Here is a 15,283-nt window from a genome sequence, read left to right as displayed (position 1 = left end):
AATATCTGCTGTGCAATGCACAAATCCTGGGACACCGGCTGGCGGCATGAGCAGCCATGCCTTCGGGTGCATTAGGCCAACCTTATGAAAATGCGCGACTTTCCCTGCCTCCAAACTGGCCCTGAGCGATTGGCATGACGGTTGCATGACATTGTTCAGTGCAACAAAGCCAAATGGGAGAATGGTAATGAGGGGACATTTCGCAAACTGGACCGCCGCAGCCATGGCCGGGATAGTCGGCGCCGGGCTCAGCCTGGCGTCGCCCTCCGCGGCGGCGGACGACACCATCAAGGTCGGCGTGCTGCATTCGCTGTCCGGAACGATGGCGATTTCAGAAACGACGCTGAAAGACACGATGCTGTTCCTCATCGAAGAACAGAACAAGAAGGGCGGGTTGCTCGGCAAGAAGCTCGAGGCCGTCGTCGTCGATCCGGCCTCGGACTGGCCGCTGTTTGCCGAAAAGGCACGCCAGTTGATCGAGCAGGACAAGGTCGCCGCCGTCTTCGGCTGCTGGACCTCGTCGTCACGCAAGTCGGTGCTGCCGGTCTTCGAGGAGCTCAACAGCCTGCTGTTCTATCCCGTCCAGTATGAAGGGGAGGAAAGCCAGCGCAACGTGTTCTACACCGGCGCCGCGCCCAACCAGCAGGCCATTCCTGCCGTCGACTATCTGATGAACGAAGAAGGCGTGCAGCGCTGGGTGCTCGCCGGCACCGACTATGTCTATCCGCAGACGACGAACAAGATCCTGCAGGCCTATCTGCAGTCGAAGGGCGTCGCCGCCGAGGACATCATGGTCAACTACACGCCGTTCGGGCATTCCGACTGGCAGACCATCGTCTCCGACATCAAGAAGTTCGGCTCGACCGGCAAGAAGACCGCCGTCGTCTCGACCATCAATGGCGACGCCAACGTGCCGTTCTACAAGGAGCTCGGCAACCAGGGCATCAAGGCCGAGGACATTCCGGTGGTCGCTTTCTCGGTCGGCGAGGAAGAACTCGCCGGCCTCGACACCGCGCCGCTGGTCGGCCATCTCGCCGCCTGGAACTATTTCCAGTCAGTCGATAGCCCCGCCAACGCCGAGTTCATCTCGGCCTGGAAGGGCTACACCAAGAACGACAAGCGGGTGACCAACGACCCGATGGAAGCCCATGTCATCGGATTCAACATGTGGCTGAAGGCGGTCGAGAAGGCCGGTACCACCGATCCGGACGCCGTCATCGACGCCATCGTCGGTGTCTCGGTGCCGAACCTCTCGGGCGGCTTCTCGACAATGATGCCCAACCACCACATCACCAAGCCGGTTCTGATCGGCGAGATCCAGGCCGACGGCCAGTTCGAGACGGTGTGGCAGACCGCGGGCCTCGTGGTCGGCGACGAATGGTCCGACTACCTGCCCGATTCCAAGGACCTGATAGCCGACTGGCGCGCGCCGATGTCGTGCGGAAACTTTAACGTCGCCACCGGCAAGTGCGGCGGCAAGGGCACGACCAACTAGCCCATCAAGGTGCCGGGCAGGCTATCTCGCCCGGCACCCCAATCCTAATCGCACACAGGTACCATTCCAGATGCAGTTCGTCCGCGGTCTAGTCCTGGCCATTGCCGTCATTTGCGCGAGCCTGCCGTCGCTTGCCCATGCCGACGAGGCGGGCTTGCGGGCATTGCTCACCCGGCTCGCCACGACGACAAACTTCCAGGAGACGGAATCCGTCGTCCGCGATCTTGCCGCCACCGGGGAGCCGGCCGTCGAGCGCATCCTGTCGGCCCTGGCCGACGGCAACCTCTATGTCAGAAAGTCCGACCAGGGCGTCTTCACAGGCAAGGAAGATGGCCAGACGCTTTCGCTGTCCGATCCGCTCGACGGAACGGCAGCCGGCACAGCTGCGAAGGCCGATATTGTCAAGGTCAAGGTCAACAACGCGCTCCGCCGCACCATCCGCGACGTCATGGGTGGGCTTACCCTCGGATCGGCCGATCCAACTGTGAGGCTGTCGGCGGCAAGCACCATGCTCAAGCGCCCCGACAAGACGGCGTTGCCAGCTCTCGACGCAGCGATTGCCGGCGAGACCGACGCCACGGTCAAAGCAGCGCTTGCCCAGGCCCGCGCCGCCGCAGTCCTGGTTTCCGACCTCGGCGAGGCCGAAAAACGCGCTGCCATCGCCGTTCTTGCAAACCGCGGCGACAGCGACGCGCTGGCCCAGCTGACAGCCTTCCAGGCCGCAAGCACCGGCGCATTGGCCGAGACGGCCGCCCGCTCGGTCGCGCAGATCGAGACCAGCATGGCCGCCTGGCAGGTGGCGCAAAACGTCTGGTACGGCATTTCGCTCGGCTCGGTGCTGCTGCTCGCAGCCATCGGCCTCGCCATCACCTTCGGCGTCATGGGCGTCATCAACATGGCCCATGGCGAGATGGTCATGCTCGGCGCCTACACCACCTTCGTCGTGCAGCAGGCGATCCGCGCCTTCGCGCCCGACCTGTTCGACTGGTCGTTGGCCATCGCTTTGCCTGCCGCCTTCCTCGTCGCCGGCGGCGTCGGCCTCGCCATCGAACGCGGCATGATCCGTTTCCTCTATGGCCGCCCGCTCGAAACGCTTCTGGCGACCTGGGGTGTCTCGCTGATCCTGCAGCAGGCTGTCCGCACCATCTTCGGCCCGACCAATCAGGAGGTCGGCGCACCGAGCTGGATGGCCGGCGCGTTCCAGCTCGGCCAGCTGACAATCACCTGGAGCCGGCTCTGGATCGTGCTGTTCTGCCTCGCCGTCTTCCTTCTGCTGGTCTTCATCATGAAGCGGACGAGCTGGGGCCTGCGCATGCGCGCGGTGACCCAGAACCGGCGCATGGCCGCCTCGATGGGCATCCGCACGCCATGGGTCGACGCCTTCACCTTCGCACTCGGCTCGGGCATCGCAGGGATCGCGGGGGTGGCGCTGAGCCAGATCGACAATGTCTCGCCCAATTTCGGCCAGGGCTACATCATCGACAGCTTCATGGTCGTGGTCTTCGGCGGTGTCGGCAATCTCTGGGGCACCTTCATCGGCGCGATGACGCTTGGCGTTCTGAACAAGTTCCTCGAGCCTTACGCCGGTGCGGTGCTCGGCAAGATCCTGGTGCTGGTGCTGATCATCCTGTTCATCCAGAAGCGGCCGCGCGGCCTGTTCGCGCTCAAGGGACGGGCGGTGGAAGCATGATCGCGCGTCGCCTGTTTTCCTCCGACCGGCGCATCGCCGTCACCATCGCCACGCTGCTCGCGGCTGCGGTCATCGTGCCAGTGCTCAATCTCGCGGTGCCGGCCGAGAGTGCCTTCCACGTGCCGAGCTACGTCGTGGCGCTGGCCGGCAAATATCTCTGCTATGCCCTGCTTGCGCTCGCGCTCGACCTCGTCTGGGGCTATTGCGGCATCCTGTCACTCGGCCACGGCGCCTTCTTCGCCCTCGGCGGCTACGCCATGGGCATGTATCTGATGCGCCAGATCGGCGCGCGCGGCGTCTACGGCAACCCTGACCTGCCCGACTTCATGGTGTTCCTCAACTGGAAGGAACTGCCCTGGTACTGGCTCGGCTTCGATCACTTCTGGTTCGCAGCGCTGATGGTCATGGCCGTGCCGGGCCTGCTCGCCTTCGTGTTCGGCTGGTTTGCCTTCCGCAGCCGCGTCACCGGCGTCTATCTGTCGATCATCACCCAGGCCATGACCTATGCCCTGCTGCTTGCCTTTTTCCGCAACGACATGGGCTTCGGCGGCAACAACGGCCTGACCGACTTCAAGGACATCCTTGGCTTCAGCGTCCAGGCAAGCGAAACGCGCTCGGCGCTGTTTGCCGCGAGCGCGGTAGCGCTGGCGCTCGGCGTGCTGGTCACCTGGCTGGTGGTCGGTTCGAAATACGGCAAGCTTCTGATGGCCGTGCGCGATGCGGAGAGCCGCACGCGCTTCCTCGGCTGGCGGGCGGAGAACGTCAAGCTGTTCGCCTTCACGCTGTCGGCCATGATGGCCGGCATAGCGGGCGCGTTCTACGTGCCGCAGGTCGGCATCATCAACCCCGGTGAATTCGATCCTGCCAATTCGATCGAGGTCGTGATCTGGACCGCAGTCGGCGGCCGCGGAACCATCGTCGGGCCGATTGTCGGTGCCATCGCCGTCAATGCCGCCAAGAGCTGGTTCACCGGCGCCTTGCCCGAACTCTGGCTGTTCGCACTTGGCGGCCTGTTCATCGCCTCCACCCTGTTTTTGCCGCGCGGCATCGTCGGCCTGTGGGACCGGTGGCAGCAGATGCGGGCCACGCGCGCGGTGCCGGCCGAAGGCAAGGCCGCCGCGCGGACCGAGCCCCAGCCGGCGGAGTGACGGGATGAGCATGAGCGGAACCATCCTCTATCTCGACGGCGTGTCGGTTGCCTTTGACGGCTTCCGCGCCATCAACGACCTGTCGCTGGTGCTCGACAGGGGCGAGATGCGGGCCATCATCGGCCCCAACGGCGCCGGCAAGACGACGATGATGGACATCGTCACCGGCAAGACCCGTCCCGACAGCGGCGAGGTCTTTTTCGACGGCCAGATCGACCTGACGCGTCATGACGAGGCCGAGATCGCTATGATGGGCATCGGCCGCAAGTTCCAGAAACCGACGGTGTTCGAGAACCATACTGTCGAGGACAACCTGCTACTGTCGCTCAAGGGGCAGCGCTCGATCTTCCCGGCACTCTTCTATCGCTCTTCGGCAGCCGACCGCCGGCGCATTGACGACATCCTCGGCGTCATCCGGCTCGGAGCCCGGCGCAACGAGCCGGCTGCCGGCCTGTCGCACGGCCAGAAGCAATGGCTCGAAATCGGCATGCTTCTCGCGCAGGACCCGAAGCTGCTGCTCGTCGACGAGCCGGTAGCCGGCATGACGGACGCCGAAACCTTCGAGACCGCCCGCCTGCTCAAGGACATCGCAGAGACGCATTCGGTCATCGTCGTCGAGCATGACATGCATTTCGTCCGCGAGCTCGGCGTCAAGGTGACCTGCCTGCACGAAGGCTCCGTGCTGTCGGAAGGCACGCTCGACTTCGTCTCGTCAGACGAACGTGTCGTCGAAGTCTATCTGGGGCGCTGACGATGTGGTGGCGCGGTACTTATCTAGCGACGGTCCCAAAGCGGGAAACTCCGGCATCGCCGCAGGCCATGTCGCAAACGAAATCCACCAACCTCCCCTGGCGCTCCGGAAGGGCCGCCACCCCCGTCCTGGCGACGGGGGCGCGGGGGGCCCAGTCGATGGAGCCGGGCGATGCTTGAGGTCAACGACGCCGTTCTCCACTACGGCGCGGCCGAGGCGCTGCGCGGCGTCTCGCTGCGTGCCGACGCCGGCAAGATCACCTGCGTGCTTGGCCGCAACGGCGTGGGCAAGACAAGTCTGATGAGATCGATCGTCGGCCAGCACAGGCTGACATCGGGTACGGTTGCCTTCGAGGGGAAGGCGCTCGACCGGAGCGCGGCATACGATCGCGCCCGGTCGGGCATCTCTTTCGTGCCGCAGGGGCGCGAGATTTTTCCGCTGCTGACGGTGCAGGAGAACCTGGAGACCGGCTTCGCGCCGCTGAAGCGGGGCGAACGCGCGGTGCCCGAACACGTCTTCGAGCTGTTTCCTGTTCTGAAGCAGATGCTGGCACGGCGCGGCGGCGACCTCTCGGGCGGTCAGCAACAGCAGCTGGCGATCGGCCGGGCGCTGGTCATGCGGCCGAAACTCCTGGTGCTCGACGAGCCGACAGAAGGCATCCAGCCGTCGATCATCAAGGACATCGGCCGTGCCATCCGCTACCTGCGCGACACCGCCGGCATCGCCGTGCTCCTGGTAGAGCAATATCTCGATTTCTGCCGCGAGCTCGCCGATGTCGTCTACATCATGGACCGTGGCAGGATCGTCCATACAGGCGCCGCCGGAGACCTCGATACGCCCGAAATCCGCAAGCTACTGACGGTGTGAGCCGCAAGGAGACTGGAAAACGACCCGACAAGGACAATACCAGTTTAACACCTGAAAAAAATTCTGCATAAAGGAGCGACTTTCCACAGGTGGCTCCGATGGGCGATCAGGCAATCCTCGACTTCCTCGCAAGACAGCTTTCCGGCGAGAGCGGCGAACCGCTGTACCGGCGGCTGGAGGACGCCATCAAGGAGGCGATCGGTGCCTCCCACCTCAAGCGTAGCGCCGTCATCCCCAGCGAACGCACGCTGTGCGATGCGCTCGGCATTTCGCGCGTCACCGTGCGCAAGGCGATCGACGGCCTCGTCTCCGACGGGCTGCTCGACCGCCGCCAGGGCGCAAAGACCGTCGTGTCGTCGCGCCTGGAGAAGTCGCTGGCAACCATGACCAGCTTTTCCGAAGACATGCGCTCGCGCGGGCTTGAACCCGGCTGCGTCTGGATTTCGCGAGAGATTTCACGGCCTTCGCCAGCCGAAATGATGGCCTTGGGCATCTCCGCCAGCGAAAAGGTCGTGCGCCTGCGCCGCCTGCGCACCGCCGACGACACACCCATCGCCATCGAGATCGCCACGCTGCCGGCACGTTTCGTGCCGGATCCCCAGGCGGTCGGGGAATCGCTCTACGAATATCTCGAGGCCACCGGCGCCCTGCCGGTCCGGGCACTGCAGCGCATGCAGGCCAAGCCCGCCACCGACGAGGAGCGCCAGCTTCTCGCCACGCCCGAGGACACCTCTTTGCTGGTCATGGAACGTCGCTGCTTCCTCGCCGACGGCCAGATCGTCGAGTTCACCCAGACCAAGTACCGCGGCGACGTCTACGACTTCGTCATCGAGCTGATGCGATAATACCAGTATAAAGCCTGTTGCAATCTGGTATTGGACTGCTACCGTCTGGGCATCACAGGAGATGCCCGCGTGCCGCTTGACTTCAAAGCCCTCGACAATGGCCTGATCGTGTCCTGCCAGCCGGTGAAGGGTGGCGCCATGGACAAGGCCGAGATCGTCGTGGGCTTCGCGCTGGCGGCCATCGACGGCGGCGCCGCTGCTCTGCGCATCGAATCCGCCGAATATGTCGCTGCCGTCCGCGCCGCCACCAACAAGCCGATCATAGGCCTGGTCAAGCGCGACCTTGAGGACACGCCCGTCCGCATCACGCCCTGGCTCGAAGACATCGACGCGCTGGCCGCCGCAGGTGCCGACGTCATCGCCTACGATGCCACCCAGCGCATCCGCCCGGTTGCGACCAACGCGCTGATCGAGCGTATCCATTCCCACGGCCGTGCCGCCATGGCCGACTGCTCCGTCATCTCCGACGCCGAGCAGGCGCTGGCCGAAGGCGCCGACGTCGTCGGCTCGACGCTCGCCGGCTACACCGGCCCGGTCGAACCGACCGAGCCCGACTTTGCGCTGATGGCGGCGATGCGGAAGCTGACGCCTCACGTCGTCGCCGAGGGCAATGTCCGCACCCCCGCCCAGGCGCAGCAGGCGCTGGCGTCCGGAGCCTCGATGGTCGTCGTCGGCTCTGCCATCACCCGGCCGGAATATGTGACCTCGTGGTTTCGCTCGGCGCTCGACGAAACCATCGCCAAGGCCGGAGCCTGATCACCATGGCTGAGGCCGTTCTTGCGCTCGACATCGGCGGCACCAAGATGCTCGCAGCCCTGGTGCGCGAGGACACGGTGGTCGAAACGCACAAGATGCCGACGCCGCGCAGCGGTGATCCGGAGCAATGGCTGACGTCTCTGTTCGACGCCATTTCAGGCTGGAGGGGCCGCTACGACACTGTAGGCGTCGCCGTTTCCGGCATAATCGACGACGGCTGCTGGTCGCCGCTCAACCGCAAGACGCTCGATATCCCCGACGGCTTCCCACTGGTCGCAACCGTCAAAAGGCTCGCCGGCACCGACGCGGTGCTCGCCGCCAATGACGCACAGGCCGCTGCCTGGGGCGAGTTCTCCTGCGGCGCCGGCCAGGGCGAGGACCTCGTCTTCCTCACCATCTCCACCGGCATTGGTGGCGGCATCGTCGTCAACGGCCGCCTGCTCGGCGGTCTATCAGGCCATTTCGGCCTGCTGCGCAGCCTCGACGAGAACGCCGGCGTCCTCGAGGACCACGTCTCCGGCAACTGGATGGCGGCACAAGCGGCACCGCGCCAGGCCGGTGCCACCGCGCGCGAGGTCTTCGAGGCAGCAGCTGCAGGCCAAGCCTGGGCGCAGGACATCATCAAGGCATCGGTGCGTCAGACCGCCCTTCTGTGCCGCAACATCCAGCTCATGCTCGACCCGGCCCGCATCGTCATCGGCGGCGGCATCGGTCTGGCACCCGGATATCTCGAATCCGTCCGGCAGGCACTGGGAAGCCTGCCGCCACGGCTCACCCCGCAGCTTCACGCGGCAGCACTCGGAGAGAGCGCCGGCGTCGTGGGCATCGCGGATCTAGTAAAACGTCAGAACTGAACTAGAGGGAGAACACGACATGACATTTTCGACGCTCAGAAAGGGCGGCCTGATCGCGGCTGCGATCGCCAGCCTGATGGCGAGCCCCGCCTTCGCCAAGGTGACCGTGCTCGGCTGGCCGGGCGGCCCAGAGGAGACCGCGCTGCGCGCCGCCGCCGACGCCTACAACGCCAAATCCGACACGTCCGACGCCAACAAGGTCGAGTTGCTGTTCTTCAACCGCGACGGCTTCTGGGACAAGCTGCAGGCCGACCTCGCCGCCGGCTCGAAGGCCTTCGACGTCAACCTGCTCGCCACATACTCCATCGGCCGCTATGCGCCGTTCATGGAGCCGGTCGAGCTTTCGGACGAGGCCAAGGCTGTCTATGGCGACTCCGTGCTCTCCACCATGCAGTATGAAGGCAAGCAGTTCGGCGTGCCGACCGATCTTTCGCTGCACTTCATGTATTACCGCAAGGACCTGGTCGAGGCGCTGCTCAAGGATGACGCAGCAAAGGCCAGATTCGCCGAGATTTCCGAGAAGCACCTCGGCAAGAAGCTCGAGCCGAAAAACCCGGACGAGTGGACCTGGGACGACTACGCGGCGACGGCGCTCTACTTCACCCAGGCCGTCAACCCGGACAGCCCGACCCGCTACGGCACCGTACTGCAGCTCAAGAACCTGCTGTTCAACATGATGGTGTTCCAGTCGCTGCCGCGTTCCTACGGCGGCAACTGGATGGACGAGAGCGGCAAGGTGACGGTCAATTCCGACGCCTATCGCAAGGGCCTCGAGACCTACAAGCTGCTCTATGACGCCGGCGCCACCCCGCGTGACTCGCTGTCCTACGAGTTCGCCGAAGCCAACGCCGCCTACGCCTCCGGCCAGGTTGCGGCAATGATGCAATGGAACGCGGCTGCCTCCGACCTGACCTCCAAGGAGAAGTCGCCGACGGTTGCCGAGGTCACCGAGACCATCGCCCCGCCGGCCGGACCCGAGGGCCGCTTCACCCACATCCATGGCCTCGGCTTCGGCCTCAACAAGAACGCCGAGAACAAGGATGGCGCCAAGGCCTTCATCAAGTGGCTGTCGTCGAAGGAAGCAGCGCTGATCTACGCCAGGAGCAGCGGCGCGCCGGCACTCACCCCCGACGTCGTGAAGGAAGTCGCGGCCGAGCGCCCCGACCTGGTCAAGCTCGGCGAGTTCGCCAGCAAGTATGGCTACGTCATGAACGGCGGCACCTCGGCCAAGGCGCTCTCGGTCTACGAACTCCAGGCCAAGGAGTTCACCGGCTACTGGTCGGGCCAGCAGTCGCTCGACGACGCCCTTGCCAACACCGAAAAGGGCATGACCGAGCTGCTCAAGTAATCGGCTGGCCGGCGGCAGCACCAGGCCGTCGCCGGCCACTCCTACAGGTTCGGGATTTCGGCACTTCTCCGCGCTTCTATGCCCCTGGTATGGCCGGGCGATCCTGGCATCCGTTTTGCTCCCACGGGTCCGAGGTGTCGAATCCTGAGCCCGTCCAGGTGCATGCCCCCGACACGACCGCCGCTTCGGGGGTCGGCCAGCCACCATTGCTTCCATTGGAACGCCGGCCTTAAATCCATTGGAACGCCAGCCTTAGATCGATTGATGACAACGCTTTCGCAACGCGCCCCCTCGTCCGAATTCCGTCTGCTGGCAGTGCCACTGGTGCTGTTCCTGCTCGTCTTCCTTGGCTTCCCGGCTGTCGTCAATCTCGTCTACTCGGTGTCCGAGGTCAGTTTCGAGACCCTGCGCAGGCCTGAGATCACGGGTTTCTCCAACTTCGCCGCCGTCTGGAACGACCAGTCGTTCTGGCAGGCGAGCTGGTTCTCCCTCCGCTTCGGCCTTCTGACCGCACTGCTCGAATGTGCGCTCGGCCTTTTCCTCGCCATCTTCCTGTCGCCGCTCATCGAAAAGCGCAGCTGGCTGATGGCGATCCTGATGTTGCCGTTGATGGTGGCGCCGGCGCTCGTCGGCCTGATGTACCGCCTCGTGCTGCACGAGTTCGTCGGCCCGGTGCCCAATTATCTCTGGACCTGGTTCGGCGCGAGCTTCTCGTTCCTCGGACCGGGCTCGGCTTTCTGGACGCTGGTCGTCGTCGAGACGCTGCAATGGACGCCGTTCGCCTTCCTGTTGTTCTACATGGCCTACCAGGCCATCCCCAAGGAGATCGTCGAGGCCTCCGCCATGGACGGCGCGCGCTACCGCCACCGTCTCTGGTACATCGAACTGCCGCTGATGGCGCCGACGATCGTGGTTGCCCTGCTCATCCGCTTCATCGATGGCTTCCGCGTCTTCGACAATGTCTATGTGCTGACAGGCAGCGGCCCGGGCGGCTCCACCGCTTCACTGTCGATCTATATCTACGAAGCCTTCTTCAAACAGGGAGCTATCGGCAAGGCGGTCGCGGCTTCGGTCATTCTGTTCGTGGTGTCGTTTGCCGTGCTCTACGGCCTCAACGCGCTTGCCGCCCGTCGCAAGGGAGCCCGCTGATGATCAACGCCCTCCGCTGGATCGTCTTCGCCATCGCCGCACTGGCGATGAATTTCCCGATCCTCGTCACGCTGTCGACCTCGTTCAAGAGCGCGCGCGAGCTGTCGACCAATCCGGGCCTCTGGGTCTACGCACCGACGCTCGAAAACTACGCCACCGTGTTTACGGTGTCCGACCGGTTGAACATTTTTCTTTATCTGGTGAACAGCGTGGCTGTCGCGGCCCTCGGCACGCTGCTTGCGGTGGCGCTGGCTTTGCCCGCTGCCTATGCGATCGCCCGCGGCAAGCTCGGCGAACGCACGCTGTTGCCGCTCATCGTCAATTTGCGCGCCGTGCCGCTGATCATTTTCGCCATTCCGCTCTACATGATGTTCCAGTGGCTTTCGCTGCTCGACACGCGCCTCGGCCTCGGCCTGATCCTTGCCATCGTCAATCTGCCGCTGGCGCTGGTCATCCTGGTCAACGCCATCCGCGACCTGCCCGGCGAACTCGACGAGGCGGCACTGATGGACGGCGCCACGCGTTTCCAGATCCTGACCAGGGTGATTGCGCCGCTCTGTCGCCCGGCCATCGTCACCAGCCTGATCTTCGGCTTCATCACCGCCTGGAACGAGTTCCTGTTCGGCCTGATGCTGACCACGTCCAAGGCCGTGCCCATCACCGTCGGCGCTTCGTTCTTCTTCGCCGCCAGCGGCGGCGGCGTGCAGTGGGGCGTCGCCTCGGCCGTCATGATCGTCGGCGCCCTGCCGCCGATGCTGCTCGGCCTCATCATGTATCGCCAGATCAGCGGCTCGATGACGGCAGGCGCGGTCAAGGGCTGAACGCATATCAGCCCGAAAATCCCGTGATTTTCGGCATGCGCGATGTGCAGAAGAGAGTTTCCAGGAGGATTCTATGGGTACGATTTCGCTCCAAAAAGCAGGCAAGCGTTACGGCGGCACCGAGATCATCAGGGATCTCGACCTCGACATTTCAGATGGCGAGTTCGTCGTCATTGTCGGCCCATCCGGCTGCGGCAAGTCCACGCTGCTGCGCATGATCGCCGGCCTCGAGGAAACCACCTCCGGCCACCTTTTGATCGACGGCCGCGACGTCACCAGGGCGCCGCCGGTCGAGCGCCAGCTTGCCATGGTGTTCCAGTCCTACGCGCTTTATCCGCATATGACCGTACGCCAGAATATGGGCTTTGGGCTCAAGCTGGCGAAACTCTCACCGGATGCGATCAAGGCCAAGGTCGACCAGGCCGCCGACACGCTGAAGCTCACCCATCTGCTCGAACGTTACCCGCGCCAGCTCTCGGGCGGCCAGCGCCAGCGCGTCGCCATCGGCCGCGCCATCGTGCGCCAGCCTGTCGCCTTTCTGTTCGACGAGCCGCTGTCCAACCTGGACGCAGCGCTCCGCGTCGACATGCGGCTGGAGATCGCCAAGCTGCACCGCTCGCTCGGCGCCACCATGGTCTATGTCACCCACGACCAGGTCGAGGCGATGACGCTGGCCGACCGCATCGTCGTGCTCAAGGAAGGCCGCGTCATGCAGCACGGCAGTCCGCACGAGCTCTACGAGCGGCCCGCCAATCTGTTCGTCGCCCAGTTCATCGGCAGCCCCAAAATGAACGTGCTCGCCTGCGCCCCTTCAGGTGACGGCAAGCTCGACCTGTCCGGGCAGGGCGCGCTGTCCCTCACCTTCGCTGGCAGGCCGACCCAGCTCGGCGCCCGCCCCGAGCACCTGACGCTCGTCGCCCCCGACAACGGCAACTGCCGCGGCACTGTCGAGGTCGCCGAATATCTTGGCGGCAACACCAGCGTCTTCGTCCGAAACGATCAGCTTGGCCTGATCAACGTCAATGCGCCCGCCGACACCCCAGTCCGGATCGGCGAGACTGTCGGCATCGCCATCAACGGCAAAAGGGTATCGCTGTTCGATGCTGACGGTGCGGCCATCGCCCGCGCGGCCTGACCGCCCATTCGGCTTGCGGCAGGCCGGCGTCAGCCGCGAGTCGGTGTGTCCGTCTCGCTCGACATACTCGGCGAGTACCTCAGCCGAGATGCCGCTCAGCCCTCGCGTGGACGCGCCACGTCGTTGGTGCCTTCGGCGTCGGGTGCCAGGCCATAGCTCATGCGGCGCATCTGATCGATCACCCTCCCCATCTCCTCGTCGGAAAGGACCGGCGGCTCACCGAGCATTAGCGCCTGGACATACATGCGCGACAGCGTCTCCACTTCGATCGCCAGCCACAGTGCGTGTTCGAGGTTGGTGCCGAGCGAGATCTGGCCGTGCTGGCCGAGCAGGCAGGCGAGCCGATCCTTCAGCGCAACAAGCGCGTTGTCCGACAGCGCCTGGGTGCCGAAGGTGGCATAGGCGGCACAGCGGATGGTGGTGCCGCCGGCAACGCCGGTCATGTAATGGAACGACGGAATGGTCCTGTGGTGGCAGGCGAGCGTCGTCGCATAGACCGAATGGCAATGCAGAACGACGCTGATGTCCTCGCGCGCCTTGAGTATGTCGCGGTGGAAACGCCATTCCGATGACGGGCGGCGGCCGACATAGGTGCCGTCGAAATCCATCTCGACGATGTCATCAGGGCCCATGATATCGTAAGGCATACCCGACGGGGTGATGAGGAAGCTGCGGCCCGACCGCACCGAAAGGTTGCCTGCCGTGCCCTGGTTGATACCGCTCGAATTCATGCGCCGGCAGATCGACACCATCTCCTCGCGCAGTGCCTTGTCAGTCATTGTCTACTCCAGATGAAAAACCTTGCGCAGCGGCACGACCAGCGGCTCGTCGCGGTCGGTGTACTGCATGATGTCGGCCATGAAGTCCCACCAGCGGCGGTTGACCTCGGTTTGCGGCAGCCTGTCCATATCGTGGTCATCGGTGCGGACCAGCGTGGCGAACAGGTGATTGGTCTCGGGATCGAGCCAGATCGTGTAGTCGGACACGCCCGCTTCGCGTAGCGCAGCACTGAGGTCCGGCCAGATCTCGTCGTGGCGTTTCTCGTACTCGGCGGCCTGGCCCGGATTGAGGACCATGCGGAAGGCGATGCGCTCGGGCATGTCCTGACCCCCTCAGACGATGCCGCCGCCACCGCCGACCGACGCCGGCCGCTCGGCCGCGACCTTCTGGCGGTAACCGCTGGCACGGTAGGCTGCGACCGGATCGATGGCGCCGCCCCGGTTCAGCCGCGCCATGGCAAGGATCGGCTCGACATCAGTACGGTAGGCCGCCTTCAGCGTCTGCGTCGCCATCAGTGCGTCATTGTCTTCCTGAAAGCCTTCGAGCGCCTTGCGGTCGACCAGCAGTGCGGCGGCATAGGCCCGCTGAACCTCGACGGCCGACAGCATCAGGCTTTCGATCGGGTCGGTGACGTTGTGGCTCTGGTCGAGCATGTGCGCAGGGTGAAAATCCTTGGCGCCGGAAAGCTCGGCGTCGACCAGTTCGTTGAAGACCAGGAACAGGCGATAGGGGTCGATCGATCCGGCATCGAGATCGTCGTCACCATATTTCGAGTCGTTGAAGTGGAACCCACCCAGCTTGCCGAACTGGATCAGCCGGGAGACGATCATTTCGATGTTGACGTTGGGGGCGTGATGGCCAAGGTCGACGAGGCAATAGGCCTTGTCGCCCAGTTCCTTTGATATGATGTAGTTGGTGCCCCAATCCTGCACGACGGTCGAATAGAAGGCCGGCTCGTACATCTTGTGCTCGGTGAACAGTCGCCAGTCACCTGGCAGCGCCGCATAGATGTCCTTCATCGCGTCAAGATAACGCTCGAAAGCCCGGGCGAAATTGACCTGGCCGGGGAAGTTCGAGCCATCACCGATCCACACCGTCAGCGCCTTCGACCCCAGGGTCTTGCCGATTTCAATGCACTCGATGTTGTGCTCGACCGCCTGGCGGCGGACGGCTGGGTCGGCGTGGCTGAGCGAACCGAACTTGTAGGACTGCCTCTGCCCCGACGCGTCGGAGAAGGTGTTCGAATTCATCGCATCGAAGCCGAGGCCGAAACGGGCCGCGGCCTGCTTCAACCTGCTGGCGTCGGCCTTGTCCCAAGGGATATGCAGCGAGACGGTCGGCGTCGCCCGCGTCAGCTGGTTGATGACGGCGCAATCCTCGACCTTGTCGAACACGTCGCGCGGTTCGCCCTGGCCGGGAAAGCGGGCAAAACGGGTGCCGCCGGTGCCGACGCCCCAGGACGGGATTGCGACGCCGAAGGCCTCGACCTTGGCAAGAATGGCATCGATGGTGATGCCGCGCCGGTCGAGCTGTTCTCCAAGGGCGTCATAGTCGGTGCGCAGGGCCCTCTCTCTGACGGCATTGCTGTTTTCGACGGCGCCGCCCGATATCATCGTTTCCATCATATCCTCCTCCCGCGCGGGC

General features: G+C 64.4%; 15 protein-coding genes. 12 read left to right on the top strand and 3 right to left on the bottom strand.

Annotation, left to right across the window (positions count from 1 at the left end):
- Positions 1-223: 223 nt before the first annotated feature.
- The 12 genes from urtA (at position 224) to HNQ95_RS17145 (ending at position 12,859) form a co-directional block, all read left to right on the top strand.
- Positions 224-1,495 carry an urea ABC transporter substrate-binding protein gene (urtA, locus tag HNQ95_RS17200; RefSeq protein ID WP_246340830.1) on the top strand — a complete coding sequence of 424 codons (1,272 nt, stop codon included), beginning with the start codon at positions 224-226 and terminating at the stop codon, positions 1,493-1,495.
- 70 nt (positions 1,496-1,565) lie between these two features.
- The gene (gene urtB / locus HNQ95_RS17195; RefSeq protein ID WP_154384442.1) at positions 1,566-3,185 is read left to right on the top strand and encodes an urea ABC transporter permease subunit UrtB; all 1,620 of its coding nucleotides are present in this window, start codon (positions 1,566-1,568) and stop codon (positions 3,183-3,185) included.
- Positions 3,182-4,333 carry an urea ABC transporter permease subunit UrtC gene (urtC, locus tag HNQ95_RS17190; protein WP_182574699.1) on the top strand — a complete coding sequence of 384 codons (1,152 nt, stop codon included), beginning with the start codon at positions 3,182-3,184 and terminating at the stop codon, positions 4,331-4,333. The genes urtB and urtC overlap by 4 nt, the downstream gene beginning before the upstream one ends.
- 4 nt (positions 4,334-4,337) lie before the next feature.
- A complete protein-coding gene (gene urtD / locus HNQ95_RS17185) occupies positions 4,338-5,084 on the top strand; it encodes an urea ABC transporter ATP-binding protein UrtD (protein WP_067967237.1) in 747 nt (248 codons plus the stop codon).
- Between the two features lie 171 nt (positions 5,085-5,255).
- Positions 5,256-5,951, top strand: coding sequence for an urea ABC transporter ATP-binding subunit UrtE (urtE, locus tag HNQ95_RS17180; protein ID WP_154384440.1), 696 nt, complete (start codon positions 5,256-5,258; stop codon positions 5,949-5,951).
- 98 nt (positions 5,952-6,049) lie between these two features.
- The gene (locus HNQ95_RS17175) at positions 6,050-6,796 is read left to right on the top strand and encodes a GntR family transcriptional regulator (protein WP_154384439.1); all 747 of its coding nucleotides are present in this window, start codon (positions 6,050-6,052) and stop codon (positions 6,794-6,796) included.
- Between the two features lie 69 nt (positions 6,797-6,865).
- Complete coding sequence (locus HNQ95_RS17170; protein ID WP_246787054.1) at positions 6,866-7,552, top strand: N-acetylmannosamine-6-phosphate 2-epimerase; 687 nt, start codon at positions 6,866-6,868, stop codon at positions 7,550-7,552.
- Between the two features lie 5 nt (positions 7,553-7,557).
- Positions 7,558-8,406: an ROK family protein gene (locus HNQ95_RS17165; RefSeq protein WP_154384438.1), complete on the top strand. Its 849-nt coding sequence runs from the start codon at positions 7,558-7,560 to the stop codon at positions 8,404-8,406.
- A 19-nt stretch (positions 8,407-8,425) separates the two neighbouring features.
- A complete protein-coding gene (locus tag HNQ95_RS17160) occupies positions 8,426-9,754 on the top strand; it encodes an extracellular solute-binding protein (RefSeq protein WP_154384437.1) in 1,329 nt (442 codons plus the stop codon).
- Positions 9,755-10,018: 264 nt separating this feature from the next.
- The gene (locus HNQ95_RS17155; protein WP_154384436.1) at positions 10,019-10,903 is read left to right on the top strand and encodes a carbohydrate ABC transporter permease; all 885 of its coding nucleotides are present in this window, start codon (positions 10,019-10,021) and stop codon (positions 10,901-10,903) included.
- Complete coding sequence (locus HNQ95_RS17150) at positions 10,903-11,724, top strand: carbohydrate ABC transporter permease (RefSeq protein ID WP_067967215.1); 822 nt, start codon at positions 10,903-10,905, stop codon at positions 11,722-11,724. Before HNQ95_RS17155 ends, HNQ95_RS17150 begins: the two co-directional genes overlap by 1 nt.
- Before the next feature lie 73 nt (positions 11,725-11,797).
- Complete coding sequence (locus HNQ95_RS17145) at positions 11,798-12,859, top strand: ABC transporter ATP-binding protein (protein WP_154384435.1); 1,062 nt, start codon at positions 11,798-11,800, stop codon at positions 12,857-12,859.
- A 95-nt stretch (positions 12,860-12,954) separates the two neighbouring features.
- Here HNQ95_RS17145 and HNQ95_RS17140 read toward each other — a convergent pair whose 3' ends face one another.
- The 3 genes from HNQ95_RS17140 to rhaI are packed head-to-tail and all read right to left on the bottom strand — an operon-like array spanning position 12,955 to position 15,261.
- Positions 12,955-13,638, bottom strand: coding sequence for a class II aldolase/adducin family protein (locus tag HNQ95_RS17140; protein WP_067967210.1), 684 nt, complete (start codon positions 13,636-13,638; stop codon positions 12,955-12,957).
- 3 nt (positions 13,639-13,641) lie between these two features.
- A complete protein-coding gene (gene rhaM, locus HNQ95_RS17135; protein ID WP_154384434.1) occupies positions 13,642-13,959 on the bottom strand; it encodes an L-rhamnose mutarotase in 318 nt (105 codons plus the stop codon).
- A 12-nt stretch (positions 13,960-13,971) separates the two neighbouring features.
- The gene (gene rhaI / locus HNQ95_RS17130; protein ID WP_154384433.1) at positions 13,972-15,261 is read right to left on the bottom strand and encodes an L-rhamnose catabolism isomerase; all 1,290 of its coding nucleotides are present in this window, start codon (positions 15,259-15,261) and stop codon (positions 13,972-13,974) included.
- Between the last annotated feature and the right edge of the window lie 22 nt (positions 15,262-15,283).

The sequence above is a fragment of the Aminobacter ciceronei genome (assembly GCF_014138625.1).
Lineage (GTDB): Bacteria > Pseudomonadota > Alphaproteobacteria > Rhizobiales > Rhizobiaceae > Aminobacter > Aminobacter ciceronei.
The sequence above is the reverse complement of the archived record's forward strand: the minus strand, read 5'-3'. Positions and strand labels throughout refer to the sequence as shown.

What these genes read in the sequence shown, in the direction of transcription:
- urtA (WP_246340830.1), top strand. Translation starts at nt 224, where the DNA reads ATGGCCGGGATAGTCGGCGCCGGGCTCAGCCTGGCGTCGCCCTCCGCG.
- HNQ95_RS17150 (WP_067967215.1), top strand. Translation starts at nt 10,903, where the DNA reads ATGATCAACGCCCTCCGCTGGATCGTCTTCGCCATCGCCGCACTGGCG.
- HNQ95_RS17175 (WP_154384439.1), top strand. Translation starts at nt 6,050, where the DNA reads ATGGGCGATCAGGCAATCCTCGACTTCCTCGCAAGACAGCTTTCCGGC.
- urtB (WP_154384442.1), top strand. Translation starts at nt 1,566, where the DNA reads ATGCAGTTCGTCCGCGGTCTAGTCCTGGCCATTGCCGTCATTTGCGCG.
- HNQ95_RS17165 (WP_154384438.1), top strand. Translation starts at nt 7,558, where the DNA reads ATGGCTGAGGCCGTTCTTGCGCTCGACATCGGCGGCACCAAGATGCTC.
- HNQ95_RS17145 (WP_154384435.1), top strand. Translation starts at nt 11,798, where the DNA reads ATGGGTACGATTTCGCTCCAAAAAGCAGGCAAGCGTTACGGCGGCACC.
- rhaM (WP_154384434.1), bottom strand. Translation starts at nt 13,959, where the DNA reads ATGCCCGAGCGCATCGCCTTCCGCATGGTCCTCAATCCGGGCCAGGCC.
- HNQ95_RS17160 (WP_154384437.1), top strand. Translation starts at nt 8,426, where the DNA reads ATGACATTTTCGACGCTCAGAAAGGGCGGCCTGATCGCGGCTGCGATC.
- HNQ95_RS17140 (WP_067967210.1), bottom strand. Translation starts at nt 13,638, where the DNA reads ATGACTGACAAGGCACTGCGCGAGGAGATGGTGTCGATCTGCCGGCGC.
- rhaI (WP_154384433.1), bottom strand. Translation starts at nt 15,261, where the DNA reads ATGGAAACGATGATATCGGGCGGCGCCGTCGAAAACAGCAATGCCGTC.
- urtE (WP_154384440.1), top strand. Translation starts at nt 5,256, where the DNA reads ATGCTTGAGGTCAACGACGCCGTTCTCCACTACGGCGCGGCCGAGGCG.
- urtD (WP_067967237.1), top strand. Translation starts at nt 4,338, where the DNA reads ATGAGCATGAGCGGAACCATCCTCTATCTCGACGGCGTGTCGGTTGCC.
- HNQ95_RS17155 (WP_154384436.1), top strand. Translation starts at nt 10,019, where the DNA reads ATGACAACGCTTTCGCAACGCGCCCCCTCGTCCGAATTCCGTCTGCTG.
- urtC (WP_182574699.1), top strand. Translation starts at nt 3,182, where the DNA reads ATGATCGCGCGTCGCCTGTTTTCCTCCGACCGGCGCATCGCCGTCACC.